Annotated in this window: 21 protein-coding genes; 11 read left to right on the forward strand and 10 right to left on the reverse strand. The window is 62.6% G+C overall.

Annotation, left to right across the window (positions count from 1 at the left end; all coding sequences use genetic code 11):
• Positions 1 to 156 precede the first annotated feature (156 nt).
• On the forward strand, positions 157 to 1,629 hold the full coding sequence (locus AB4074_RS16410) for an LCP family protein (protein ID WP_441414337.1): 1,473 nt from the start codon (positions 157 to 159) through the stop codon (positions 1,627 to 1,629).
• A gap of 10 nt (positions 1,630 to 1,639) precedes the next feature.
• Here AB4074_RS16410 and AB4074_RS16415 read toward each other — a convergent pair whose 3' ends face one another.
• Entirely contained in the window at positions 1,640 to 3,592 is a 1,953-nt protein-coding gene (locus AB4074_RS16415) for a M13 family metallopeptidase (protein WP_441414338.1), read from the reverse strand.
• A gap of 252 nt (positions 3,593 to 3,844) precedes the next feature.
• Between AB4074_RS16415 and leuA the strand changes: the two genes are divergently transcribed.
• The 3 genes from leuA to AB4074_RS16430 all read left to right on the forward strand — a co-directional run bounded on the left by leuA (position 3,845) and on the right by AB4074_RS16430 (position 7,244).
• Complete coding sequence (leuA, locus tag AB4074_RS16420) at positions 3,845 to 5,584, forward strand: 2-isopropylmalate synthase (RefSeq protein WP_441414339.1); 1,740 nt, start codon at positions 3,845 to 3,847, stop codon at positions 5,582 to 5,584.
• Between the two features lie 83 nt (positions 5,585 to 5,667).
• Entirely contained in the window at positions 5,668 to 6,423 is a 756-nt protein-coding gene (recO, locus tag AB4074_RS16425; protein WP_345447763.1) for a DNA repair protein RecO, read from the forward strand.
• 2 nt (positions 6,424 to 6,425) lie between these two features.
• Positions 6,426 to 7,244 carry an isoprenyl transferase gene (locus AB4074_RS16430; RefSeq protein WP_441414340.1) on the forward strand — a complete coding sequence of 273 codons (819 nt, stop codon included), beginning with the start codon at positions 6,426 to 6,428 and terminating at the stop codon, positions 7,242 to 7,244.
• 39 nt (positions 7,245 to 7,283) lie between these two features.
• On the opposite strand, the gene AB4074_RS16435 is transcribed toward AB4074_RS16430, so the two are convergent.
• The 3 genes from AB4074_RS16435 to AB4074_RS16445 are packed head-to-tail and all read right to left on the reverse strand — an operon-like array spanning position 7,284 to position 11,092.
• A complete protein-coding gene (locus tag AB4074_RS16435; RefSeq protein ID WP_441414341.1) occupies positions 7,284 to 8,357 on the reverse strand; it encodes an alpha/beta hydrolase in 1,074 nt (357 codons plus the stop codon).
• Positions 8,354 to 9,400, reverse strand: a complete 1,047-nt coding sequence (locus AB4074_RS16440; protein WP_441414342.1) for an alpha/beta hydrolase — start codon at positions 9,398 to 9,400, stop codon at positions 8,354 to 8,356. The genes AB4074_RS16435 and AB4074_RS16440 overlap by 4 nt, the downstream gene beginning before the upstream one ends.
• Positions 9,401 to 9,409: 9 nt before the next feature.
• Positions 9,410 to 11,092: an FAD-binding dehydrogenase gene (locus AB4074_RS16445; protein WP_441414343.1), complete on the reverse strand. Its 1,683-nt coding sequence runs from the start codon at positions 11,090 to 11,092 to the stop codon at positions 9,410 to 9,412.
• Between the two features lie 68 nt (positions 11,093 to 11,160).
• Between AB4074_RS16445 and AB4074_RS16450 the strand changes: the two genes are divergently transcribed.
• On the forward strand, positions 11,161 to 12,228 hold the full coding sequence (locus AB4074_RS16450; protein WP_441414344.1) for a quinone-dependent dihydroorotate dehydrogenase: 1,068 nt from the start codon (positions 11,161 to 11,163) through the stop codon (positions 12,226 to 12,228).
• Between the two features lie 132 nt (positions 12,229 to 12,360).
• Here the strand turns inward: AB4074_RS16450 and AB4074_RS16455 are convergent, their stop codons facing one another.
• Complete coding sequence (locus AB4074_RS16455) at positions 12,361 to 12,954, reverse strand: DUF3043 domain-containing protein (protein WP_441414345.1); 594 nt, start codon at positions 12,952 to 12,954, stop codon at positions 12,361 to 12,363.
• Positions 12,955 to 13,075: 121 nt separating this feature from the next.
• Here AB4074_RS16455 and AB4074_RS16460 point away from each other — a divergent pair, with 121 nt between their 5' ends.
• The 5 genes from AB4074_RS16460 to AB4074_RS16480 all read left to right on the forward strand — a co-directional run bounded on the left by AB4074_RS16460 (position 13,076) and on the right by AB4074_RS16480 (position 18,241).
• Positions 13,076 to 14,503: a dipeptidase gene (locus AB4074_RS16460; RefSeq protein WP_441414346.1), complete on the forward strand. Its 1,428-nt coding sequence runs from the start codon at positions 13,076 to 13,078 to the stop codon at positions 14,501 to 14,503.
• Positions 14,504 to 14,672: 169 nt separating this feature from the next.
• Positions 14,673 to 15,059 (forward strand): HesB/IscA family protein, encoded by a 387-nt coding sequence (locus AB4074_RS16465; protein WP_364534712.1) that lies wholly within the window; start codon positions 14,673 to 14,675, stop codon positions 15,057 to 15,059.
• A 182-nt stretch (positions 15,060 to 15,241) separates the two neighbouring features.
• Positions 15,242 to 16,114 (forward strand): aa3-type cytochrome oxidase subunit II, encoded by an 873-nt coding sequence (ctaC, locus tag AB4074_RS16470; RefSeq protein ID WP_441414347.1) that lies wholly within the window; start codon positions 15,242 to 15,244, stop codon positions 16,112 to 16,114.
• A gap of 10 nt (positions 16,115 to 16,124) precedes the next feature.
• Positions 16,125 to 17,843, forward strand: coding sequence for an aa3-type cytochrome oxidase subunit I (ctaD, locus tag AB4074_RS16475; protein ID WP_345447437.1), 1,719 nt, complete (start codon positions 16,125 to 16,127; stop codon positions 17,841 to 17,843).
• Entirely contained in the window at positions 17,840 to 18,241 is a 402-nt protein-coding gene (locus AB4074_RS16480; protein WP_441414348.1) for a cytochrome c oxidase subunit 4, read from the forward strand. The genes ctaD and AB4074_RS16480 overlap by 4 nt, the downstream gene beginning before the upstream one ends.
• Before the next feature lie 99 nt (positions 18,242 to 18,340).
• Here AB4074_RS16480 and AB4074_RS16485 read toward each other — a convergent pair whose 3' ends face one another.
• Positions 18,341 to 18,634, reverse strand: coding sequence for an HPr family phosphocarrier protein (locus AB4074_RS16485; RefSeq protein ID WP_236810890.1), 294 nt, complete (start codon positions 18,632 to 18,634; stop codon positions 18,341 to 18,343).
• Positions 18,635 to 18,798: 164 nt separating this feature from the next.
• Here AB4074_RS16485 and AB4074_RS16490 point away from each other — a divergent pair, with 164 nt between their 5' ends.
• Positions 18,799 to 19,590, forward strand: coding sequence for a GntR family transcriptional regulator (locus AB4074_RS16490; RefSeq protein ID WP_441414349.1), 792 nt, complete (start codon positions 18,799 to 18,801; stop codon positions 19,588 to 19,590).
• Between the two features lie 94 nt (positions 19,591 to 19,684).
• Here the strand turns inward: AB4074_RS16490 and qcrB are convergent, their stop codons facing one another.
• The 4 genes from qcrB to ctaE form a co-directional block, all read right to left on the reverse strand.
• Complete coding sequence (gene qcrB, locus AB4074_RS16495) at positions 19,685 to 21,358, reverse strand: cytochrome bc1 complex cytochrome b subunit (RefSeq protein ID WP_441414350.1); 1,674 nt, start codon at positions 21,356 to 21,358, stop codon at positions 19,685 to 19,687.
• Positions 21,336 to 22,406: a cytochrome bc1 complex Rieske iron-sulfur subunit gene (qcrA, locus tag AB4074_RS16500; RefSeq protein WP_441414351.1), complete on the reverse strand. Its 1,071-nt coding sequence runs from the start codon at positions 22,404 to 22,406 to the stop codon at positions 21,336 to 21,338. The genes qcrB and qcrA overlap by 23 nt, the downstream gene beginning before the upstream one ends.
• Before the next feature lie 98 nt (positions 22,407 to 22,504).
• On the reverse strand, positions 22,505 to 23,293 hold the full coding sequence (gene qcrC, locus AB4074_RS16505; RefSeq protein ID WP_441414352.1) for a cytochrome bc1 complex diheme cytochrome c subunit: 789 nt from the start codon (positions 23,291 to 23,293) through the stop codon (positions 22,505 to 22,507).
• Positions 23,294 to 23,381: 88 nt separating this feature from the next.
• Complete coding sequence (gene ctaE / locus AB4074_RS16510; protein WP_441414353.1) at positions 23,382 to 24,020, reverse strand: aa3-type cytochrome oxidase subunit III; 639 nt, start codon at positions 24,018 to 24,020, stop codon at positions 23,382 to 23,384.
• Positions 24,021 to 24,083 lie beyond the last annotated feature (63 nt).

Below are 24,083 nucleotides of genomic sequence, written 5' to 3' on the forward strand. Positions count from 1 at the left end.
CTTCCCAGTTTGGGCCCGTAAAATGGTCCGAATCCCATTTTCCGAGGAAAGGTCGAGCGAGTCGTGCGACGTCGCGATGCACGCGTTCAGGAGCCCGGCACCATAGGTGCCCGCGGCGCTGCACGCCACGGGGAAGCTCCCGGCACCCCCCGCCACATGAATGCTCCGAAGGGCCTCCCGCTCTGGCTTAAGGTCACCGCCGTGACGGTGTCGGTGCTGTTGGTCGCAGGTATCGCTTTCGCCGCCTACTGGGTCATCCGCTTGCAGTCCAACATCAGCAAAGCACCTTTGTCGGCAGGCGCTCCGAGGACCGAGGCCGCTGCAAACGACGCCACGGACCGCCAGCAGATCCTCATCCTCGGGTCCGACACGAGGGACGGAAAGAACTCGCAATACGGTTCAACGCAGGACTCCACGGGCTATGGCCAGTCGGATGTCATGATGCTGCTGGACATTTCGGCGGACAACAAGAGGGTGAGCCTCACCAGCATTCCCCGTGATCTCCTGGTGGATGTTCCGAAGTGCACCGATCCCAAAACCAATACCGTCTATAAAGCCCATTCCAACGTCATGATCAACTCGGCGATGGCAGAAGCCGGGATCGGTTGCGCCGTGGACACTGTGAACAAGCTCATGGGAATGCAAATCGATCACTTCATGATGGCCGACTTCAACGCCGTCAAGGAGCTGTCCAACGCCGTCGGCGGGGTCAACGTGTGCGTGAGCGACGCCGTCTACGACCCTGATTCCGGACTCCGACTCCCCAAGGGAACATCGAGTGTCCAAGGGGAGCAGGCCCTGGCCTTCCTCCGGACCCGCCACGGTTTTGGCGACGGAAGTGACCTCGGCCGCATCCAGGCGCAGCAGGGTTTCCTCTCTTCGCTGACCCGGAAGATCAAGTCCGACGGAACGCTAAGCAATCCGCAGAGCCTACTGTCCATCGCGGATGCCGTGACAAAGAACCTGACCGTGGATGAAGGCCTGGCATCGGTCCAGTCGCTCCTGACCATCGGGAGCCGCCTCAAAGACGTTGACTTGTCCAAGGTCGCGTTCGTCTCGGTTCCCACCCAGCCCGCCGCCGTCGATCCCAACAGGCTGGAATTGGTTGAACCGCAGGCCACGCAGCTGTTCGCCGCCATGCGCGCGAACCTGGACCTGACCACGCCGGGGGCCACGGCCAGTCCCTCGCCGGCGGCGTCCGGCACCCCGTCCAGCAGCGCGGTACCGGCGCCAAGCACTCCCGCCGTTCCGGCCTATGACAAGGCCCTTCAGCCAGTGACCGTGGCAGACGGAACGGGCGTCGCGTCCCGCGGACAGGAGATCGCCGCTGCCCTGGTTGGCGGCGGATTCACGAAAGCCGCTCACTTCCTTGCAGCCGCCGTTCCCAAGACGGTTGTCTATTACGGGACCGGCTATGCCGACGTCGCGCCGGATGTCGCGAATCTCCTAGGGATCCCGGCCTCGCAGGTCGAACTATCCAAGGGTGTCGTCGGAGTCCAGGTCTATATCGGCAGTGACTTCAATTCCGGGACCAAGTACGGAGTTGCCTCCGTACCGTCCGACGTCGTCAAGCAGACCGCAGGCGACGTGAAATGCCAGGCGGTCAACCCGGCACTCATCGCGAAGTAGTTGTTGCTGCCTACCAGATGCTGACGCGGTCCTCAGGCGACAACCACATTCCATCCCCGGCTTCCACCGCGAACGCCTCATGGAACGAGTCCAGGTTCTTGGCGATGGCATTGGTCCGGAACTCGTTGGGGGAGTGCGGGTCCGTAGCTACGCGCCGGATGGCTTCCTCGGGACGAATGACCTGGCGCCAGCCGACAGCCCAGGACATGAAGAAGCGCTGCTGGCCGGTCAGGCCTTCGAGGACGGGAGGTTCCGCACCCTCAAGGCTCAGGAGATAAGCCTTGTAGGCGATGGTCAGGCCGCCCAGATCGCCGATGTTTTCGCCGAGCGTGAGCTTCCCGTTGACCTTGTGCTCGGGAGCGGCATAGGGGGCAAGGGCATCGAACTGGGCAACAAGTTTCGCCGCCAATGCTTCGAAGGCCTTGCGGTCTTCCTCGCTCCACCAATTCCGCAGCGCTCCACTCCCATCGAACTGGGAGCCTTGGTCGTCGAAGCCATGGCCGATTTCATGGCCGATGATGGCGCCGATGCCTCCGTAGTTGACCGCGTCGTCGGCTTCCGCCGTGAAGAATGGCGGTTGCAGGATGGCAGCGGGGAAGACAATCTCGTTCAGCATCGGGTGGTAATACGCGTTGACCGTCTGCGGGGTCATAAGCCACTTGTCGAGATCGACCGGCTTGCCGACCTCATCGAGGTGACGGTCGACGTCGGCGTTGTGTGCCCGCTCGACGTTCCCCAGAAGATCACTCGGATCAATGTCGACGGCGGAATAGTCAATCCACTTGTCAGGGAAACCAATCTTGGGCCGGAAGGCCTCAAGCTTTTTCAGCGCTTCAGCCTTGGTGTCGTCTCCCATCCAGTCGAGCGCCGTGATGCTCTCGCGGTAAGCCTCGATCAGTTTGGCAACCAGCGTCTGCATCCTGGCCTTGTAGCCTTCGGGGAAGTGGCGCTCAACGTAGATCTGGCCGACCGCCTCACCAAGGGCGGCTTCGACGACGGCGACTCCGCGCTTCCAGCGGTCCTTGTTCTGCGGAGTGCCACTCAGGGTGGTGCCGTAGAAATCGAAGTTTGCGTCCACGAACGCCGACGAGAGATAGGGGGCGGCGGCATTGAGCACACGCAGGGCCAGCCACTCCTGCCACGTGGCAAGGGACTCGGTCTCGACGAGGGAGGACGCACCGGCGAAGAAATCAGGAGTGCTTACCACCAGCTCGGTGAATTTGTCTCCTTCAATCCGGGCAGAATCGAACCACGAGTCAAGGTAGGGGAATAGTTCACGGCCCTCCTCCGCGGTCTTGAGGTTGTAGGTCTTCTGCGGATCGCGAAGGGTGACGTTGTCCCAGTGGTGCGAGGCAAGGGCTTTTTCAAGGGCGACAACGCGCGCGGCGGCATCCTCGGCGTCGGGAATGCCTGCCAGGCCGAAGAGTTTGGCGACATATTTCGCATAGGCGCTGACAATGCCTTCGAACTTCTCGTCCCGATAGTAGGACTCGTCGGGAAGGCCCAGGCCGCCCTGGCCGATGTACAACAGGACCCGGTCCGGGTTCCCGGCGTCGGGAGCAGGATAGATGGAAAACAGGCCGGACACATCCGAGCGGAACAGCCGCCCGGTCAGGGCAACCACTTCGGCCGGCGAAGCCGTGGCAAAGACCTCCGCAAGCCTGGCGCGGATAGGCTCCATACCCTTGGCTTCGGTGGCCTCTTCGTCCATGAAGCTGTTGTAGAGCCCGCCTACTTTGCGTTCGATGCCGCTGGCGTCCTCGCCCTTTGCGGCAGCTTCCTCGATGATCGCTTTGACTGCCAGTTCAGCGCCATCCCGCAGCGCGGTGAACGTTCCCTCAAGCGGGCGGTCGTCGGGGATGACCGTCGACTTCAGCCACGCCCCGTTGACGTGCTGGTAAAGGTCGTCCTGCGGCCTGACGCTTTCATCGATGTTGGACAGTGTGATCCCCGACTGTGGCACAAGAACTCCTTCGGACGACGAGCGGAACCGGCTCACCGCCGTTACCGCGTCTGCATAGTGGACGTTGCTTCTGGTATTGCATTGTCATCATACGCACCCGTGTTACTGTGAAATGGTGCGTGCAGGAATGCTTCTCCTTAGCTGCCGCGGCGGGGCCTCGTAGGCGATCATTCGCTAGGCCAACCCTCGCTGCGGAGTTAGCTATGCCCGGCCAATCTTCCATCAAAGATTAAGAGAAAAGGCCCCTAAGTCATGCGCAACGCACAAAAGCCCTCCGGAATGCCCGTTCATCGGTACCTGCCTTTCCAGGACCAGATCAGTGTCGAGCTGCCGGACCGCACTTGGCCGGACAAGGTCATCACCAAGGCTCCGCGCTGGTGCGCTGTGGACCTCCGTGACGGCAACCAAGCCCTGATCGACCCCATGAGCCCCGCCCGCAAGCTGAAAATGTTCCAGCTGCTGGTCAAGATGGGCTACAAGGAAATCGAGGTCGGCTTCCCCTCCGCTTCGCAGACAGACTTCGACTTCGTACGGCAGCTCATCGAAGGCGGCCACATTCCGGATGACGTCTCCATCCAGGTCCTGACCCAGGCGCGGGAACACCTGATCGAGCGCACCTACGAATCACTCGTCGGCGCCAAGCAGGCCATCGTCCACCTGTACAACTCGACGTCGGTCCTGCAGCGCCGCGTCGTGTTCAACCAGGACGAGGACGGGATCCTGGACATCGCCCTCCAGGGTGCCCGTTTGTGCAAGAAGTACGAGGAAACCCTCACGGACACCCACATCACGTACGAGTACTCGCCGGAGTCCTTCACCGGGACCGAACTTGAGTATGCAGCACGCGTTTGCAACGCGATCGCCGACGTCTTCGAAGCATCCGCGGACAAGCAGGTCATCATCAACCTGCCCGCCACCGTGGAAATGGCTACCCCCAATGTCTACGCCGACTCCATCGAATGGATGCACCGGAACCTGCACCCCCGTGACGGCATCATCATCTCCCTCCACCCGCACAACGATCGCGGCACAGGCGTTGCCGCCGCTGAGTTGGGTTACCTGGCCGGCGCCGACCGCATCGAAGGCTGCTTGTTCGGAAACGGCGAGCGTACCGGCAACGTGGACCTGGTCACCCTGGGCCTGAACATGTTCGTCCAAGGCGTCGATCCGATGATCGACTTCTCGGACATCGACGAGGTACGCAGGACCGTAGAGTACTGCAACCAGTTGCCCGTTCCCGAGCGTTCCCCGTATGGCGGCGACCTCGTGTTCACGGCATTCTCCGGTTCGCACCAGGACGCCATCAAGAAGGGTTTCGAAGCCCTCGAGAAGGACGCTGCCGAGGCCGGCAAGGCCGTCGACGACTTCACGTGGCAGGTTCCCTACCTGCCGATCGATCCGAAGGACCTGGGCCGCAGCTACGAGGCCGTCATCCGCGTCAACTCCCAGTCCGGCAAGGGCGGTGTGGCGTACTTGCTCAAGAACGAGCACAGCCTGGATCTGCCGCGCCGGGCACAAATCGAGTTCTCCGGCGTCATCCAGCACCGCACCGACACCGTGGGCGGCGAAGTCAGCGGAGCCCAGCTGTGGGCGATGTTCCAGGATGAGTACCTGCCGGCCAGCACCGCCGATGGCCAGTGGGGACGTTATTCGCTGGGTTCCATCCGTACCGAGACCGATGAGTCCGGCGAGCTTTCCCTGCATGCAGCCCTGCGCATTGACGGCACGGTGGTCCAGCGAACCGGCACGGGCAACGGCCCGATCGCGGCCATGCTGGACATCCTGCGTCAAGACGGCGTGGACGTCCGCGTCCTGGACTACTCGGAACATGCCCTGTCCGAAGGTGGCAGCGCCACTGCCGCAGCATATGTTGAATGCGCCGTTGGCGAGCGGGTCCTCTGGGGAGTCGGTATCGATCCCAACACGAGCACCGCTGCGCTCAAGGCAGTCATCTCCGCCGTCAACCGAGCCATCCGGGCCGTCCGGGCATAGCCATTTGCCGTGCGGTGCCGCCAACACGGCGCCGCACGGCTTCGCCGGACCCGATAAGGCCCGGTGTGGTGCGAAGATTAACTGTGGCCAATCCTTCGTCGTTTGCAGCGCGGTCCTATCGGGACGATGCCGTAGTGCTGCGCACCCACAAACTGGGCGAAGCGGACCGCATCATCACTTTGCTGACAAAGCACCACGGACAAGTAAGGGCGGTTGCCAAGGGCGTACGGCGTACCAGTAGCCGGTTCGGTGCCCGCTTGGAGCCGTTCATGGTGGCTGACCTGCAACTCGTTTCCGGCCGCACCTTGGACATCGTCACCCAGGCTGTCGCCAAAGGAGCCTATGGGAGCTCGATCGCCGCCGATTACTCCCGGTACACCGCCGCTGCCGCCATGACGGAAACGGCGGAGAAACTGACGGACGCCGACGCCGATTCGGGAACGGCCCAATACAACCTCCTTGTCGGGGCCCTTGCCGCCTTGAGCCGTTCCGACCACCCGCCGGAACTCATTCTTGACTCCTACCTGCTCCGCGCTTTGGCAACCGGCGGTTGGGCGCCCAGTTTCACGGATTGCGCCCGCTGCGGGGCGCGAGGTCCGCACACAGCCTTCTCCGCTCCCTTGGGCGGAATGATCTGCAACGACTGCCGCCCGCCCGGCTCGCCGGCACCCGCTCCCGAGACCGTCGTCTTGCTGGGTGCGCTGCTGACGGGAGACTGGGCTACTGCGGATGTGTCCGAATCCTTGCATCGCCGGGAGGCCGCCGGATTGGTGGCGAGTTACCTGCAATGGCATCTTGAACGAGCATTGAAGTCCCTCAAACATGTGGAGCGAAGCTGAAAGTGGCACTGGGAAAAAAGAAGACGGCAACTGCGCGGACCACCCCGGTGAGGGCCCCCTACCACCATCCCTCGGGCGCCCAGCCGCCGGCAATCCCTGCCGAACTGGTACCGCGGCACGTGGCGATCGTCATGGACGGCAACGGCCGCTGGGCGAACCAGCGCGGCCTTCCGCGCATCGAGGGCCACAAGGCCGGGGAGCCGGCCCTGCTGGATGTGATGGCGGGTGCGATCGAACTGGGCATCAAGTACGTCAGTGTCTACGCTTTCTCCACCGAAAACTGGCGCCGTTCCCCCGAAGAAGTGCGCTTTCTCATGGGATTTAACAAGGACGTGCTACGTCGGCAGCGCAACCAGCTTGATGAGTGGGGCGTGCGGATCCGTTGGGCTGGGCGACGGCCCAAGCTCTGGGGTTCCGTCATCAAGGAGCTGGAGGAAGCCGAGGAGTACACGCGCGGCAACGACACGTGCACCTTGACCATGTGTGTTAACTACGGCGGCCGAGCCGAAATCGCCGATGCCGTGGCCGCAATTGCCCAGGATGTCGCTGATGGCCGTCTGAAGCCCGGCTCGGTGACCGAGAAGACCATCCAGAAGTACCTCGATGAACCGGACCTTCCGGATGTGGACCTGTTCCTGCGTAGCTCCGGTGAGCAGCGCCTCTCGAACTTCCTCTTGTGGCAATCGGCGTATGCGGAGTTCGTCTTCATGGACACGCTATGGCCCGACGTCGATCGCAGGACTTTGTGGGAGGCCGTCGAGATCTACGCGAAAAGGGACCGCCGGTATGGAGGCGCGGTAGACGCTGCGGCACCCCGCTGACCGCGGCCCAGAATTAGCACAAGCGTGCTTTGAAACCGCTCAGTCCGGATAGGAAGCCAACCAGATGGCCACGTCCCGGTAGGCTTGCTGCCGGATGGTACGCCGTGACAGGAACACATCGTGGAGTGCACCCGGATAGCGGAATACCGCTGTCCGGCGCCCGAGGCCCAGTGCCCGGCGGGCAGTCTGCTCGACGTCGATCACGGCGTCGACGCGCATAAGCTCCGCGGTCCACTCAGCCTGGATCCGGGTCCGGCCGGAAAGCAACACGAGCACCGGCGCGTCGATATTGAGTTTGCGTTCGACGGCGGCGTGGCCCGCCAGTACTGCCTTGGTCCACCCTGCGCGGATCGGGAAGGACGCCCGAGGCCTCCATTCCAGATCAAGGGTCCATTCGCCGTGGGCCAGGTTGCTCACGCTTTCCCAGTAGGCCGGCATCTCCGGGAAACGGAAAGGACGCTTGGGGTCCGTGCGCGCAAACGGTTCCACAAGACGCATCGCCATGCTGCGGATCAGGCTGCTGCCTTGGAGCTCCAGCCACGGCGAATTCAACGTCAGCGTGGCAATGCGGCCGGGATTCCGGTCAGCCCAGAGCGCCGCGATCAGGCCGCCCAGCGAATGGGCCAGGAGGTGGATGGTAGGTGCCTCCGCGCTGCCCGACAGCTCGGCGATATCCTGCCGGATGGCCTGCAGGGCGGCGTCGAGGTCTTCGTCATAGACCGTCAGGTCTGTGGTGTAGCCGGGAGTTTGGCCCGGCCGCAGGCTCCGCCCGAATTTGCGCAGGTCGAGCGCATAGAAATGGAACCCCGAGGCGCCCAGGAACTCGGCCAGTTCCGTCTGCATGAAGTAGTCGGCCCAGCCGTGGACATACAGCACCACCCTCGGCGGCCCCTTGGTAACGGGAACGTCGCTCCGGCGCCGGCGTCGAGTGAATGCCGTGAGCGCATCCAGGAGTCCGTGCGGCACCGATGGTGCGGCCGCCGGGCGGACGTGCCGGACGAGGGTGGCGCAGACCGGTCCCTCTTCGTCCGGTGGAAGTTCGAGCTCCAAGGCCTCGAAACCGCCGCCCAGAAAGTCCCGTTGCCAGACCGGCAATCCCAGTTCCGTGGTCATGGCTCTTCCCCCGCTTGTCCAAGTTCCTGGCCTCCCGCACGATCCGTCCTTGGCCCGTTGGTGATGTACCCGTGAATCCAGCGCGCAAGCCTGTCGTAGGCATCGGCGCGTACCGGACCGGCCGACAGGAAGACATCGTGGAGGCCGCCATCCACCCGTTCCAGGGTGACGGTCCGGCCAAGGGTCATGGCGCGGACGGCTATGGTGTTGACGTCCAGGACGGCGTCCGAATGCCGCATGGACTCCTGCCAGACCATGCCGTTGGCGCTCGCCCCGGAAATCAGGACCAGGATCGGGATGTCTATCCTCAGCCCCCGGGCTACCCTCGTGTGGCCGCTGAGGACCGCGCTGAGCCAACCGGCCCGCATGGGGAAAGCCAAAGGCGGGCGGTATTTTTCGTCGAGGAGCCATTCTCCCTCGGCCGAGCTGCTGATGCTGCGGAAGTAGAAGCCGCGTTCGGGCAAGCGCAGGATTGTCTTGGGCCAGAACCGTGCGAGCGGCTTCACCATCGTCTGAGCGGCACGGCGGACCACGGAACTTCCGTGCATTTCAAGCCACGGGCTATTGAGTACGAGGTACTGGACGGAGCCGGGGTGGCTGCTGGCCCACAAAGCGGCTACGAGGCCCCCGGTGGAATGTCCCATGAGGGTCAATGAACCGGCTTCCCGTCCACGCTGGTCTGCGGAACGGATCATGTCGATGGCTTTGCTGATTTCGGCGTCGTAGTCGTTCAGGTGCTCAACGTAACCGCCAGGTGTGTCTGCCTGCAGGCTGCGGCCATGGTTGTGCATGTCCAACGCGTAGAAATGGAAGCCTTGTCCAGTCCAGAACTCCGCCAGGGCAACGTTGAAAAAGTAGTCGCTCCAGCCGTGCAGGAACAGGACCGAACGGTTGGCCGGCGGGAGAGAATCACCCGGGCTGCCGGTGCCCTGGCGCGGGACATGGCGGACGAGCGTTGCGCGCCGGACAACTCCATCAGGTCCGGCCGCCTCGAATGCGCAACTTTCGAAGTCCGCACCGAGGATATCGGTCTGCCACTCCATGGGAACAGCTTAGACACTCGCCGCGGCATCGCGCCCGGCTGCGCGTCCGGAGAACAGGCAGCCGCCGAGGAACGTTCCTTCCAATGCCCGGTAGCCATGGATTCCTCCACCGCCGAAGCCGGCAGCCTCGCCCGCCGCATACAAGCCCGGGACGGGAACTCCGGAATCGTCGAGCACGCGTGAACGCAGATCCGTCTGAAGTCCGCCGAGGCTCTTACGCGTCAGGACACAGAGCCGGACAGCCAGGAGCGGGCCGTGTTTCGGGTCGGTCAGCCGGTGCGGAGGGGCCACCCGCATGATCTTGTCGGTGGCGAATCGCCGGGCTGCCCGGATCGCGGCGAGCTGCGGATCCTTGCCCAGCCCGCTCGCCACTTGCAGGTCCCGATCCTGGATGAGTGAATCGAGCCGGGCGGGATCTATCAGCGCTGAACCTGTCAGCGCGTTCATTTTCGCGGCGAGCTCGGCGGCCGTTGCGGCTTGCAGGAAGTCCACGCCACGGTCGAGGAAGAGGCGCAACGGCGAGTCGCTGCCGGGCCTGAGCCGGGAGGCAAGGAGCCTGATGTCCTTGCCAGTGAGGTCCGGGTTCTGTTCCGAGCCTGAGAGGGCGAACTCCTTCAGCGCGATGGTGCGGTTGCACACAAACCACGAATGCCCGTGCCCGCTCGCCAGGATATGCCGGAGGGCGCCCAGCGAGTCGAAGCCCGGAAACAGCGGGGCTGGCAGCTGCCTTCCCGTCGCGTCAATCCACAGCGACGACGGACCGGGCAGTATCCGGATGCCATGCGAAGGCCACACAGAGGAGTGGTTGTGGATGCCTTCGGGGTAGTGCCACATACGGTCGCCATTGATGAGCAGCCCTCCGGCGGCTGCGGCGGCAGCGAGGAACTCGCCGTCGACCGATGCGGGAACACCGCTGAGCATGCGTTCCGGCGGACTCCCGCCGGGCCATTGCCTCCGCACCAAAGCGTGGTTCCCGCCGATCCCGCCGGTGGTCACGATGACCGCTCCCGCGGTCGCCGCAAAATGCCCGACGACGGTCCTTGGCGACGCTTCGCCGCGTCCGGCTCCGGACGCTTCCAGGATCTCGCCGCCGACCCCGGTGACGCGGCCCGCCGTCGTCGTGATCTGCGTGGCGCGGTGCCGGAAGTGGAGGGATATCCTCCCGCGGGCCGCGCCTTCGAGCACTTTCGCCAGGAACGGTTGCACGACGCCGGGTCCCGTGCCCCACGTGACGTGGAACCGCGGGACGGTGTTGCCGTGGCCTTGGGGACCATAGCCGCCGCGTTCGGCCCACTGCACGAGCGGAAAGAGCCGCACGCCAAGGGAGTTCAGCCACCGGCGCTTCTCGCCGGCGGCGAAATCCACGTAAGCTTCTGCCCACCGCCGGGCCCAGGAGTCTTCCGGCCGGTCAAAGGCCGCGGACGCCAGCCAGTCGCTCAAGGCGAGCTCGGCACTGTCCTTGACGCCCAGCCTCCGCTGCTCGGAGGAGTTGACCAGGAACAAGCCACCGAAAGACCAATGTGCCTGGCCGCCCACGGACGCCGAAGGCTCCTGGTCCAGGACAGCAACCCGTTTGCCGTCGGCGTAGGCTTGGGCGGCGGCGACCAGTCCCGACAATCCCGCGCCAATAATGACGACATCGGCTTCGATGATTGCCTGGGAGTGAACTCCATCACGTGGATTGCTCGGCATTCGTACATGCTACCGCCCGGTAACCGCCCTGGTTTGGTGCGCGACCCGTAAACCGGAAAACTAGGACCATGCGCGTTTACCCCACATTCTTCAAGCTGGCCTTCTCCTGGATGGATGCCGAAAAAGCCCACAAGATCGGCTTCCAGGCGATCCGCTACGCACACCGCTCAGGCGCAGGACGCGTCCTGGCCAAAATGACGGCTCCGCACCCCTCCCTGCGCACGGAGGCTTTCGGGCTGACGTTCCCTTCGCCCTTCGGCCTTGCGGCCGGCTTCGACAAAGAGGGCCACGGAATCGAGGCCCTCGCTGAACTGGGCTTCGGCCACGTGGAAGTGGGAACGATCACCGGCCAGGCGCAGCCCGGCAACGAGAAGCCACGGCTTTTCCGCCTGGTCGAGGACAAGGCCGTGATCAACCGCATGGGCTTCAACAACGACGGCGCGGCGGCCGTGGCCCCGCGGCTCAAGGCTGCGAGGGCGGCTTTGCAGCGGACGCATTCGGGCGTTCGTCCCGTGATCGGAGTCAATATCGGCAAGACCAAGGTTGTGGAGCTCGACGACGCCGTTGAGGACTATTTGGTCAGCGCCCGCAGCTTGGCACCCGCCGCCGACTACCTGGTAGTGAACGTGAGCTCGCCCAACACGCCCGGACTGCGACTGCTCCAGAACGTCGAGACGCTTCGCCCCCTCCTGCGAGCGGTCGGAGAAGCCGCGGACGAATCCGCCGGCCGCCACGTGCCGCTGCTCGTCAAGATCGCGCCGGATCTGAGCGACGAAGACATCGACGACGTCGCCCGGCTCGCCTTGGACCTCAAGCTCGACGGGATCATCGCCACAAACACCACCATCGGCCGGGAAGGCCTGGTTTCGGATCCGGGCAAAGTGGAAGCGTGCGGCGCCGGTGGACTCTCCGGTGCGCCGCTCAAGGGGCGTTCGCTCGAGGTATTGCGCCGGCTGAAGGCTGCGGTGGGGGAGGGCCTCGTGCTCATCGCGGTCGGCGGCGTTCAGTCCGCGGCCGACGTGCAGGAGCGGCTCGATGCCGGGGCAACCCTCGTTCAGGGATACACGGCATTCCTCTACGAAGGTCCGTTCTGGGCCGCCGGCATCAACAAGGCCTTGGCCAAACGTCGCAGTTAAGCGTCGCCGCTAAGCAGGGAGATGAGCATGTGAACTGCACCTGAACCGCCAAGTGCGGACAAAAAGACCCTGGAACGGCTGTTCCAGGGTCTTTTTGATCCGTCGGACTGTTGTCCTTGGCGATCGGGGGTATTAAGCGGGGTACTGGCCTCGCTGCACCTGCGGCTTCGGCAGGCGCAGGCGACGGAATTGCAGGGAACGCATGCTGCCGTACCAGACCGTGCCACGCTCGACGTCGCCGAACTTCTGCGTCAAGCCCTTGCGCAACTTGCGGGAAAGGATGAACACATCCGCGAAGACCGCGAGGAACATGACCCAGAAGCCGATCAGGATATAGCTCAGGGCGTCGCTGCCTGAAGGAATGACGAAGGAGATGACTACGAACAGCAAGGCTCCGAACATCAAGTACTCACCCAGGCTGAAACGGGCATCGACGTAGTCGCGCGCAAAACGCTTCTGGGGCCCCTTGTCCCGCAGCGGCAGGTACTTTTCGTCCCCGGTGTCCAAGGCCTGGCGCATTTTCTGGCGCTGATCCTGCACGGCAATGCGCTCGGCTTCCTTCGAGGCCTTGCGGTCCGTCGGCACGAGGGGGCGCTTGCGGGCCGCTTCTTGTTCCTTGCGCTTGGGCGTGGGAGCGCCCTTGCCAGCGCCTTTCACGGCGGCATCGGCGGCAAGCTGGTCTACTGGGTCTTGAGCGCTCGGCTCATCCTTTTTACGTCCAAACACCACTACAGAATACCCCGCAGGAACCGCCCCAAAGTCGACGTGACGTGCCGCCCCAGGAATGAGCCCGCCACGCCGCCAGGTCCGGTTCCCCAGCGCCACTCCCGGCGGTAGTGTTTTCGCCATGACTTCAATGAATGCGGAGATCCCGCAGACCTTTTCCGGCGGCTCCGGCACAATCAATGTTGATGCGCTCAAGTCCTCGATCGATGCTTCTTTCGACGAGACGATGACCCGTTTGAAAGACCTGGTCGCCATCCCTGGGATCGCCTGGCCCAGCTTTGACCCGGCGGAACTGGAGCGGAGCGCCAAGGCTGTTGCCTCGCTGGTCCGCGAGTCGGGCTTCCGCGACGTACAGATCCTGCGCTGCGACAAGGCCGACGGGACTCCCGGAGGCCCCGCCATCGTTGCTCGCCGCGTTGCCGCGCCGGGCAAAGCAACGATCCTGCTTTACGCGCACCACGATGTGCAGCCGCCGGGCGACGTGGCCTTGTGGGACACCGAGCCCTTTGTCGCCGAAGAGCGGGATGGCCGCCTTTATGGCCGTGGCGCAGCCGACGACAAGGCCGGAATCATGGCCCACCTGGCTTCTTATGCCGCTGTAACCCAGGTGCTGGGAGACGATTTCGGCCTTGGGGTCACCTTGTTCTTCGAGGGCGAAGAAGAGGCTGGCTCGCCGACGTTCCGCACTTTCCTCGAAACACACCGCCAGCTCCTCGAAGCGAACGTCATTGTTGTGGCGGATTCAAGCAATTGGAAAGTCGGCGTTCCCGCGCTGACAACAAGCCTCCGCGGACTGGTGGACGGCACCTTCGAAGTTCGGGTCCTGGATCACGCAGTGCACTCCGGCATGTTCGGCGGTCCCGTACTGGACGCGCCGACCCTTCTGTCCCGCCTCATCGCCACCCTGCACGACGACGACGGCAACGTGGCCATCGAGGGCCTGGTAGCCAAGGATGACGTAGTAGAGGACGTTGATGAGGAGCAGTACCGCGCCGACGCCTCCGTGCTCGACGGCGTACGGCTCGCCGGCAGCGGCAGCATCGCCTCAAGGCTCTGGACCAAGCCCGCGTTGTCCATCATCGGCATCGACGCACCCGCCGTCGACGTCGCATCCAACACGCTGCTTCCCTCCGCGCGGGCAAAGTTCAGCCTGCGCTTGGCCCCCGGGCAGGATCCCGATGCCGCCATGGACGCCGTGGGAAGGCACCTGCAGGCGAAGGCGCCCTTCGGAGCGAAGGTGACGTTCGTACCGGGGGAGCGCGGCAACGCCTTCTCCACAGATACAGAATCGGCGGCGGCCCGGATCGCGATGTGGGCACTCGGTGAAGCCTGGGGTGTGCCCGCTGTTGAAATGGGGATCGGTGGATCCATACCGTTCATCGCGGATCTCACGGAAACCTATCCCGATGTCCAGATCCTGGTGACTGGCGTCGAGGACCCTGACTCACGGGCCCACAGCGCCAACGAATCGCTTCACATCGGCGATTTCCGCAATGCGGTCCTGGCTGAGGCACTGATGCTCGCCAGGTTGAACGCGGAAGGCCTCTGAGCCCCCACCTGCATCGACCGGGGAACAAGGTAACGCTCCCTGCGGTTACGTTAGAAGTTATAGCTATGCGCCGGCTCGACGTAGCATGTAGCTATAGCCCGCACGTATTTGGGTAAGGGCAGGCAGCGCGAAGGCGCAGCCGCCAAGAGCTTCATAAGAAGGTAGGCCAATGAGCACTGCAACCAACGAAAACAGCACCGGAGCGCAGCTCGCAGGCAGCGAGCTTCCTGAGCACGAGGTCAAGTTGACCGATGTCGCCGCAGGTAAGGTCCGGAGCCTTCTCGAACAAGAAGGCCGCACGGACTTGCGGCTCCGCGTCGCTGTTCAGCCGGGCGGATGCTCGGGCCTGATCTACCAGCTCTACTTCGACGAGCGCCTGCTCGACGGCGATGCCGTCCGCGACTATGACGGCGTCGAAGTGGTTGTCGACAAGATGAGCGTGCCTTACCTGAGCGGTGCCAGCATCGACTTCGAGGACACGATCTCGAAGCAGGGCTTCACCATCGACAACCCCAACGCCGGCGGGTCTTGCGCCTGCGGCGATTCGTTCCACTGACCCGGGCATTCGCAGACTGTTGGCCCAGTTCAGGAACGGGTTGAACCCGGGCCGACGCACTGGGCCAGCATGTCGGCGAAAACCGCTCGGTAGCGGTAAGCTCTACATCGGGTAGTAAAACTTTAGTGTGCCCGGTGGGCCTTCCGCCTGCCGGGCTGCAGCAACAAGAGGAAGGGCCGTCTGTGAGTTCGCAGAACCGAACCGGCAGCCGACGCATAAAGATCACCTCGATCACTGGCTTGGCACTAGCCGGCGCGTTGGTTTTGACCGGATGTTCACCAGAGGTAGAAAAAGGCTGGTTGCCCACGGAACGTGGTACAACCAGCAACACCGATCGAATCATGGACCTCTGGGTCAACTCATGGATCGCCGCCCTCGTAGTCGGCATTATTACTTGGGGCCTGCTGGTCTGGTGCATCATCGCCTACAGGCGCCGCAAGGGCACCACGGGTTTCCCAAAGCAGCTTAGCTACAACCTCCCTCTGGAGGTCTTTTATTTGACCATTCCGCTGTTCATGGTGCTCGTGTTCTTCTACTTCACCAACCAGGACCAGCAGGCGATTGATGATCGCTCCAAGCCGGCCGACGTCACCATCGACGTTCGCGGCAAGCAATGGGCTTGGGACTTTAACTACGTCAAGGGCTCGGTCATCACCGACGACCTTCACGAAGCAGGAGTCCAGGCCCACCTCACGGGCAACGCGATCGACCTGAATCAGCTGCCGACGCTGTACCTTCCCGTGAACAAGTCGGTTGACCTCGAGCTCAACTCCCGCGACGTCATCCACTCTTTCTGGGTTCCGGCCTTCCTGCAGAAGCGCGACGTGATTCCCGGCAAGACCAACTACATCAGGTTGACCCCCACCAAGGAGGGCACCTATGACGGCAAGTGCGCCGAACTTTGCGGTGAATACCACTCTGAGATGCTGTTCCGCGTGAAGGTCGTTTCCGAAGCCGAGTTCCAGGCACACATGGATCAGCTTCGCCAGAGCGGCAACACCGGACTTCTCGATTCGAAGTACGACCGCAACCCGAACCTGAACGCAAAGAATTAAGGGACGCGACGTGGCTACTTACACTCAATCAGCCGGAGTCCTAGAGGCTCCCGTAGTACCGAAATCCAAGGGACGCATCGTCGTCAACTGGATCACCTCCACGGACCACAAGACCATCGGGTACATGTACCTGATCGCGTCCTTTGTGTTCTTCTGCCTCGGCGGCGTCATGGCGCTGCTGATGCGTGCGGAGCTGTTCGAGCCCGGCATGCAGATCCTGCAGACCAAGGAACAGTACAACCAGCTCTTCACGATGCACGGCACCGTGATGCTGCTGATGTTTGCGACGCCGCTCTTCGCCGGCTTCGCAAACGTTGTCATGCCGCTGCAGATCGGCGCCCCCGATGTTGCCTTCCCGCGACTGAACGCGCTGGCCTTCTGGTTCTTCCTTTTCGGCTCCACCATCGCCGTCTCCGGCTTCATCACCCCGCAGGGTGCCGCCTCGTTCGGCTGGTTCGCCTATGCGCCGTTGTCAGACACCACGTTCACCCCGGGCGTCGGTGGTGACCTTTGGGTCTTCGGCCTGGCGTTGTCCGGTTTCGGAACAATCCTGGGTGCGGTCAACTTCATCACCACGATCATCTGCATGCGGGCTCCGGGCATGACGATGTGGCGCATGCCGATCTTTACCTGGAACACCCTGGTGACGGCAATCCTGGTTCTCATGGCCTTCCCGCCGCTCGCCGCCGCGCTCTTCGCCCTCGGCGCTGACCGCCGCTTCGGCGCCCACATCTTCGACCCGGAGAACGGCGGAGCTGTCCTGTGGCAGCACCTGTTCTGGTTCTTCGGCCACCCCGAGGTCTACATCATCGCCTTGCCGTTCTTCGGCATCGTTTCGGAGATCTTCCCGGTGTTCAGCCGGAAACCGATCTTCGGATACAAAGGGCTGGTCTACGCGACCATCGCCATCGCCGCTCTGTCAGTGACCGTCTGGGCGCACCACATGTACGTCACCGGATCAGTGCTGCTGCCGTTCTTCTCCTTCATGACGATGCTGATTGCGGTACCCACCGGCGTGAAGTTCTTCAACTGGATCGGTACGCTCTGGCAGGGTTCCATCACTTTCGAGACGCCCATGCTCTGGAGCATCGGCTTCCTGGTTACCTTCCTCTTCGGCGGCCTGACCGGCATCATCCTGGCCTCCCCACCGCTTGACTTCCATGTCTCGGACTCCTACTTCGTCGTGGCGCACTTCCACTACGTGGTCTTCGGCACCGTGGTATTCGCGATGTTCGCAGGCTTCTACTTCTGGTGGCCCAAGTGGACCGGCAAGATGCTCAACGAACGGCTCGGCAAGATCCACTTCTGGCTCCTGTTCCTGGGTTTCCACGGTACCTTCCTGATCCAGCACTGGCTTGGCGTAGAGGGCATGCCCCGCCGCTACGCTGACTACCTTCCGCAGGACGGCTTCACCTGGATGAACCAGTTCTCCACGATTTCATCCTTCGTGCTCGGCGCGTCACTCCTGCCGTTCTTCTGGAACGTCTACATCACGTGGCGGAGCAACAAAAAGGTCGAAGTAGACGATCCCTGGGGCTTTGGTGCCTCGCTCGAGTGGGCCACATCCTGCCCGCCGCCGCGACACAACTTCACCTCCCTGCCCCGCATCCGTTCGGAACGTCCTGCCTTGGACCTCCACCATCCGGAACTTGCCCAGCATCACACTGCAGAGAGCCCTGCGCCGGCAGCAAAGGTGCTCGGCAACGCTGATCAGAAGGACGCGAAATGAAAATCGAATCTTGGATTTTTGGAGCCGGGAGTTTTTTCTTCGTACCGGTGGCGCTGGTCTATGGGTTTCTGAACAACTGGGATGAGTGGGTCGGCACCCTCGGTATCCTCCTGGTCGGTGGCCTGGCAGGCATGATTGGCGCTTACCTCGGTTTCACTGGCAAGCGAGTCGGCATGCGCCCGGAAGACCGTCCGGACGCTGAGATCCACGAAGGCGCCGGCGAGCAGGGACACTTCAGCCCCTGGAGCTGGTGGCCGCTGGTGCTCGGTTTGGCGTGTGCCGGTGGCTTCCTTGGCTTGGCTGTGGGTTTCTGGATCACGTTCGTCGCTGGCGGTCTGGCTGTCGTAGCCTTGGTCGGTTGGGTGTTCGAATACAGCCGCGGAGACCACGCGCACTAGAAATACTTGAACAACGACGGCGGGCCCCACCAATTGGTGGGGCCCGCCGTCGTTGTATCCAGATTTCACCCGAGGCGCGCGCTCGGCACGATTGCCGGCTCACTGCCCTTCTACGGCCTCCAGGACGGCCGAAAGCGCAGCCAAGGCATCGTTGACCTCATCAAGCGTGCGGCCGGCTTGCAGCGCTTCTCCGGAGACCGACAGCACCACCTCGCACCCATGGCCGAAATCTTCGGTCATGACCTCGAGCAAAGACCGGGCATCCACCGCTTGCTGGCCGGGCTTACGAATCGTCACCGGAAGGCCCGTGGCCGTCACAGCCCGCACGAACATGGCAGCAGCCCGTGCATGGAGGCCGATCTCTGCGGCGACGATGGCTTTGTGCTCGGGCAAACCGGCTCCTTTGATTCGGACGGCCAGATGCCGACTGCGATTTTGATCCATACAAGCGTAGCGCCGCAACACGACGGCGCCGTTCGCGGAAATCAGCTGGTCTAGACCTGCCCGTGGATTGGCCTACGCTTATTTCATGAGAGATTTCGTGGCCGGAGACCGTCGTGCCGACTGACGCAGCACGTATTGCGGGGGAGATCGACCGCAAGAGCGGCACTCCTATCTACGTTCAACTGCGCGAGATCCTGCGCAGCTATATTTCTGAGTCCTGCAAGCCCGGCGCGGCGTTGCCTTCGGAGCGGGACCTCTCCGAACGATTCGGACTTGCCAGGATGACGGTGCGGCAGGCCATTGATGCCCTCGTCGGCGAGGAAGTCATCGAACGTGTGGTTGGTTTGGGAACTTTTGTCCGCAAACCGAAGCTGGACCTTCAAGTGAAGCTCACGTCGTACAGCGAGGAAATGCAACGCCGCGGCATGGTTCCGGCAGCCAAGGTCCTGAGCTTTGAACAGATCTCGGCCAGCGCCTTCCTTGCGAGGGAACTCCAGCTGGAGGAGGGGACGCCATTGGTCCGCTTCAGACGGCTCCTCCTCGCTGACAACGAGCCCATGAGCGTGGACGAGAACTTCATCCCTGCCCATCGCGTGCCAGGTCTCTTGGACGATGCGCCCCCCACGTCGCTGTATAACGTGCTGAGCGAGAAGTACGGACTGGTGATGGAATGGGGAGAGGACATGATCGAAGCAACGGCAGCTTCGCCATCAACTGCGCGGCTATTGAACGTAGATGTCGGTACTCCGTTGCTCAAGATTCAGCGCCACGCATTCGTTGCCCGCGCCATGGTGGACTACTCAGTCTCGTACTATCGTGCCGACCGGTACAAGTTGTGGGTCCCGTTGCAGCGTCCCGGCGTTCGGTCCACCCGAAGCCAATCCACGGGGTACCGCACCCACTAGCTCCAGAGCCAGCGAACCGCCCGCTTGAAAGCCTGAACAACGAGAGAAGGCCCCGTCCTCATGGACGGGGCCTTCTCTGTGCTATCTGCGGGAGCTAGTGGCTCAGGCTCTTGTGTTCTTCGCCGGACTCGATGGCCTCATGGTGGCCATGTCCGTGCGCAGCTTCAAGCTCGGCCGGCGTTGCCGGAGCAACACGGTCTTCGAAGAACCACTTGGACAATGCCGCGCGGCGCTTCTCCTTCGGGGTGACCACGCCGTGCTCGTTCGGCTCGGCCGCCAACGGAGACGGCGACTCGAAGCCCACAAGCTTGTAGTGCTTGTAGTCGTCCAGTGGTGCGTGAACCTCGATGAACTCACCATGCGGCAAGCGCACGATGCGGCCCGTTTCGCGACCGTGCAGGGCAATCTCGCGGTCCTTGCGCTGCAGCGCAAGAGCTACGCGCTTCGTCACCATGAACGCAATGATCGGGCCGATGAAGAACAGCGTACGCAGCCAGTACGTGACGTCGTTCAGGGCAACGTGGAAGTGCGTTGCGATAAGGTCCGAGCCGGCTGCGGCCCACATGACGCAGTACCAGGTAAAGCCTGCAACGCCAATGGCAGTACGGGTAGGAGCGTTACGCGGACGGTCCAGAACGTGGTGCTCACGGTTGTCCTTGGTGATCCAGCGTTCGATCCACGGGTACATGAACAGCACCGTGAAAATGATGCCTGCGGGAACCAATGCGGGCAGCAACACATTCAGCGTCAGCACATGGCCGAAGATGATGTATTCGAAGTGGAAGTCGTTGACAACGCCAGGCATGAGTCGCAGGGCACCATCGACGAAGCCGATGTACCAGTCAGGCTGGGTGCCGGCCGACACGGGGGAGGGGTCGTACGGCCCGTAGTTCCAGATCGGGTTGATAGTGAACATCGCAGCCATGAGCGCGACGACACCGAACACGATGAAGAAGAAGCCACCGGCCTTGGCGGCGTAAACCGGTCCCAGAGGGTAACCGACGACGTTCCCGTCGTTGCGACCAGGGCCAGGGTACTGCGTGTGCTTGTGCACAACCACCATGAAGAGGTGGATGACGATCATCAGCAGAATCATGGCCGGCACGAGCAGGATGTGCAACACGTACAGGCGGCCGATGATGGCTGTGCCCGGGAACTCGCCCCCGAAGAGGAAGAACGAGATATACGTTCCGATCACCGGGATGGACTTGATGACGCCGTCGATGATTCGCAGGCCGTTACCGGAAAGCAGGTCATCGGGAAGCGAGTAGCCCGTGAAGCCTTCAGCCATGGCCAGGATGAGCAGGACGCCGCCCACCACCCAGTTCATTTCACGCGGCTTGCGGAAAGCGCCCGTGAAGAAGACGCGCAGCATGTGCACACCAAGCGATGCCACGAACAGCAATGCCGCCCAGTGGTGGACCTGGCGGAAGAACAAGCCACCGCGGATGTCGAAGGAAATGTTCAGCGACGAGTTGTACGCCGCGGACATTTCGACATTGGTCAACGGGGTGTAGGAACCCGAGTAATGGGTCTCAGCCATGGACGGGTCAAAGAAGAACGTCAGGAAGGTACCCGACATCAGGAGGATGACGAAGGAATACAGCGCCACCTCACCGAACATGAAGGACCAGTGGTCGGGGAAGACCTTCCGGCCGAATTCACGCAGGATTCCGGATCCGCCGACGCGCTCGTCAACGAAGTCCGTGATCCTGCCGACTTTGGTTTTAGGTACGAAGGGGACTTCAGCTGTTGATGAGGCGCTCATGCTCGTCACGCTCCCAGTAACTCGGTCCTACGGGTTCTTTGAAATCGCTCGTGGCTACGAGGTAGCCCTCAGCGTCTACCGCGATGGGCAGCTGGGGGAGCGGACGGCTGGCGGGGCCGAAGATCACCTTGCATTCCTTGGTGAGGTCGAAGGTTGACTGGTGGCACGGGCACAGCAAGTGGTGCGTTTGTTGCTCATAAAGAGCAACGGGGCAACCGACGTGGGTGCAGATCTTGGAGTAGGCAACGATTCCGTTGTAGCTCCAGGTTTCGCGGCCCTTGGAAATCGTCAAGTCATCCGGGTTGAGGCGCATGAGCAAAACGACGGCTTTGGCCTTCGCGCTGAGCTTTCCCTCCTGGAGTTCGTTGAGGCCTTCCGGGATCACGTGGAATGCAGAACCGATGGTCACGTCCGATGCCTTGATCGGAGTTCCGTCGGGGTCGCGGGTGAGGCGCTTGAGTTTCCCGTCCTGGGGTGCCCACATGGTGTGTGCGAGCTTGTCGTCCGGACGGGGTCCAAGGTCACCAAATACGGCCAAGGCCGGGAGGGGCGCCAGAGCCACAGCACCCAAAAGGGTGTTGCGGATCAGCGGGCGACGCTTGATGCCGGTTTCCTCGACGATGTCCTCGACGATTCGCACGGCTGCCTGCCGGTCTTCTTCAGTCCGGATGGCGTGGCGCTCTTCCGATACCTCGTGGTCCGGCATGAGGGCCTTGGCCCAGTGGACGATGCCGGTGCCAATGCCGAGCATCGCGAATGCGGTGCCAAGGCCTAGCAGCAGGTTCTGGTTGCGGATCGTTGCGATCGATCCATCGGTGTGCAGATCGATGGCAAAGTACGACACCAGGAAGATCACCGTGCCGATCACGGAGATGCCAAACAGTATGGCTACCTGTCGCTCGGCTCGCTTAGCGGCTCTCGGGTCCGTGTCAGCCAGGCGCAAACGGTGCGGAGGAAGCCCAGGATCCTGGAACTTCTCCACAACATTCTGACCAGCCGTAGCTACGGTGCCCGAGTGGTTCGGACTGCCGTCACTATGGTTGCCCATAATTCGCCTCATCCTTCTCTCGTTGTCCCGGCCGTAACCGGGTTGATGTTCAATTCAAACTGCTGTGGGGACAGCAGAAGCTTTTTGGTGCGTCTGGCCTACGACGTGCGGGACGTCAGCCAGATGGTGAAGGCGATGATGACGCCGAGGCCTGCAACCCAGACGAAGAGACCTTCGGATACGGGACCGAGGCCTCCGAGGTCGTTTCCACCCGGCGAGCCGTTGGTTTCGATCGTCTTCAGGAAGGTGATGATGTCGCGCTTGCCCTCAGGAGAGATGTTGGCGTCGTTGAAGACGGGCATGTTCTGCGGACCTGTGGCCATGGCTTCATAGATGTGCTGGCCGGAGACGCCAGCCAGGGCCGGTGCGAACTTTCCACGGGTCAAGGCACCGCCTGCGGCTGCAGCGTTGTGGCACATCGCGCAGTTCACGCGGAAGAGCTCGCCACCCTTGGCGGCATCTCCCTTTGCGTCGAGCAGCGATGCGTCGGGAATGGCCGGACCAGCGCCGAGCGAAGCGACGTAGGCCGCCAGCTGCTGGGTCTGCTGGTCGTTGAACTGCCTTGGCTTTTCCTGGGCCTGGGGTCCATTCATCTGCATGGGCATACGGCCGGTGCCAACCTGGAAGTCAACTGCAGCAGCGCCCACGCCGACGAGCGACGGAGCGTCCTTTGTTCCGCTCGCGCCCATGCCGTGGCAGGTGGCGCAGTTGGCGGCAAAGAGCTTGCCGCCTTCCTGGGCGTCGCTGGCGCTGAAGGTAGTGGTGTCTGCCTTCGCCTGGTTGACCGTTGTGGCAACGGCGTAAAGCCCACCAGTGACGAGGAGTCCCAACAACAGCAGCGCAATCGCTGCCAGTGGATGACGTCGCTTCTGCGAGAGTGCCTTCACGTGGTGGTTCCTTTATTCGATCCTGCGTCGGCTCCGTGAGCCGCTTCTTTAAAATTCATCCTCTTGCCGAACAAGAGCGGGTGCCGGGCTACTTCAGGACGTAGATGACCAGGAAGAGGCCGATCCACACAACATCCACGAAGTGCCAATAGTACGAGGTGACGATTGCCGAGGTCGCTTCAAAGTGTCCGAACTTCTTGGCGGCGTACGCACGGCCAATGATGAACAGGAAGGCGATGAGGCCGCCGATGACGTGGAGACCGTGGAAGCCGGTTGTCATGTAGAACGCGGAACCGTAGGCGTTGGCCGAGAGCGTCACGTGCTCGGACACAAGCATTGCGTATTCCGTGCTCTGGCCGGCAACGAAGATGGCGCCCATGACGAACGTCACGAGGAACCATTCGTTCATGCCCCAGCGGGTGAACTGCAGCACACCACCTCGACGTCGCGGCTCAAGTCGCTCGGCAGCGAAGACGCCCATCTGGCAAGTGAAGGAACTTGACACGAGGACGATCGTGTTTACAAGCGCAAACGGGAAGTTGAGCTTGCCGGTTTCTTCCGCCCACAACGCGCCTGACGTGGAGCGCAGCGTGAAGTACATGGCGAAGAGACCGGCGAAGAACATCAACTCACTGGAAAGCCACACAACGGTTCCAACGGAAACCAAATTGGGGCGATTCAGCGTCGGGTGCGCCGGGGTACTGGGGGCATGGGTCGCAGATGTCACAAGGACATTATGTCTGTAAAAGTCCGGACTTCCCAATGCGAACCGCCATTTGGGGAGACTTTT

The sequence above is a fragment of the Arthrobacter sp. 2MCAF14 genome (assembly GCF_052115645.1).
Taxonomy (GTDB): domain Bacteria; phylum Actinomycetota; class Actinomycetes; order Actinomycetales; family Micrococcaceae; genus Arthrobacter.

Excerpts from the sequence above, each read along its gene's own strand:
- AB4074_RS16435 (WP_441414341.1), bottom strand. The coding sequence starts at position 8,357 with ATGACCACGGAACTGGGATTGCCGGTCTGGCAACGGGACTTTCTGGGC.
- AB4074_RS16465 (WP_364534712.1), top strand. The coding sequence starts at position 14,673 with ATGAGCACTGCAACCAACGAAAACAGCACCGGAGCGCAGCTCGCAGGC.
- qcrA (WP_441414351.1), bottom strand. The coding sequence starts at position 22,406 with ATGGGCAACCATAGTGACGGCAGTCCGAACCACTCGGGCACCGTAGCT.
- AB4074_RS16445 (WP_441414343.1), bottom strand. The coding sequence starts at position 11,092 with ATGCCGAGCAATCCACGTGATGGAGTTCACTCCCAGGCAATCATCGAA.
- AB4074_RS16460 (WP_441414346.1), top strand. The coding sequence starts at position 13,076 with ATGACTTCAATGAATGCGGAGATCCCGCAGACCTTTTCCGGCGGCTCC.
- AB4074_RS16480 (WP_441414348.1), top strand. The coding sequence starts at position 17,840 with ATGAAAATCGAATCTTGGATTTTTGGAGCCGGGAGTTTTTTCTTCGTA.
- qcrB (WP_441414350.1), bottom strand. The coding sequence starts at position 21,358 with ATGAGCGCCTCATCAACAGCTGAAGTCCCCTTCGTACCTAAAACCAAA.
- AB4074_RS16410 (WP_441414337.1), top strand. The coding sequence starts at position 157 with ATGAATGCTCCGAAGGGCCTCCCGCTCTGGCTTAAGGTCACCGCCGTG.
- AB4074_RS16450 (WP_441414344.1), top strand. The coding sequence starts at position 11,161 with ATGCGCGTTTACCCCACATTCTTCAAGCTGGCCTTCTCCTGGATGGAT.
- AB4074_RS16440 (WP_441414342.1), bottom strand. The coding sequence starts at position 9,400 with ATGGAGTGGCAGACCGATATCCTCGGTGCGGACTTCGAAAGTTGCGCA.
- leuA (WP_441414339.1), top strand. The coding sequence starts at position 3,845 with ATGCGCAACGCACAAAAGCCCTCCGGAATGCCCGTTCATCGGTACCTG.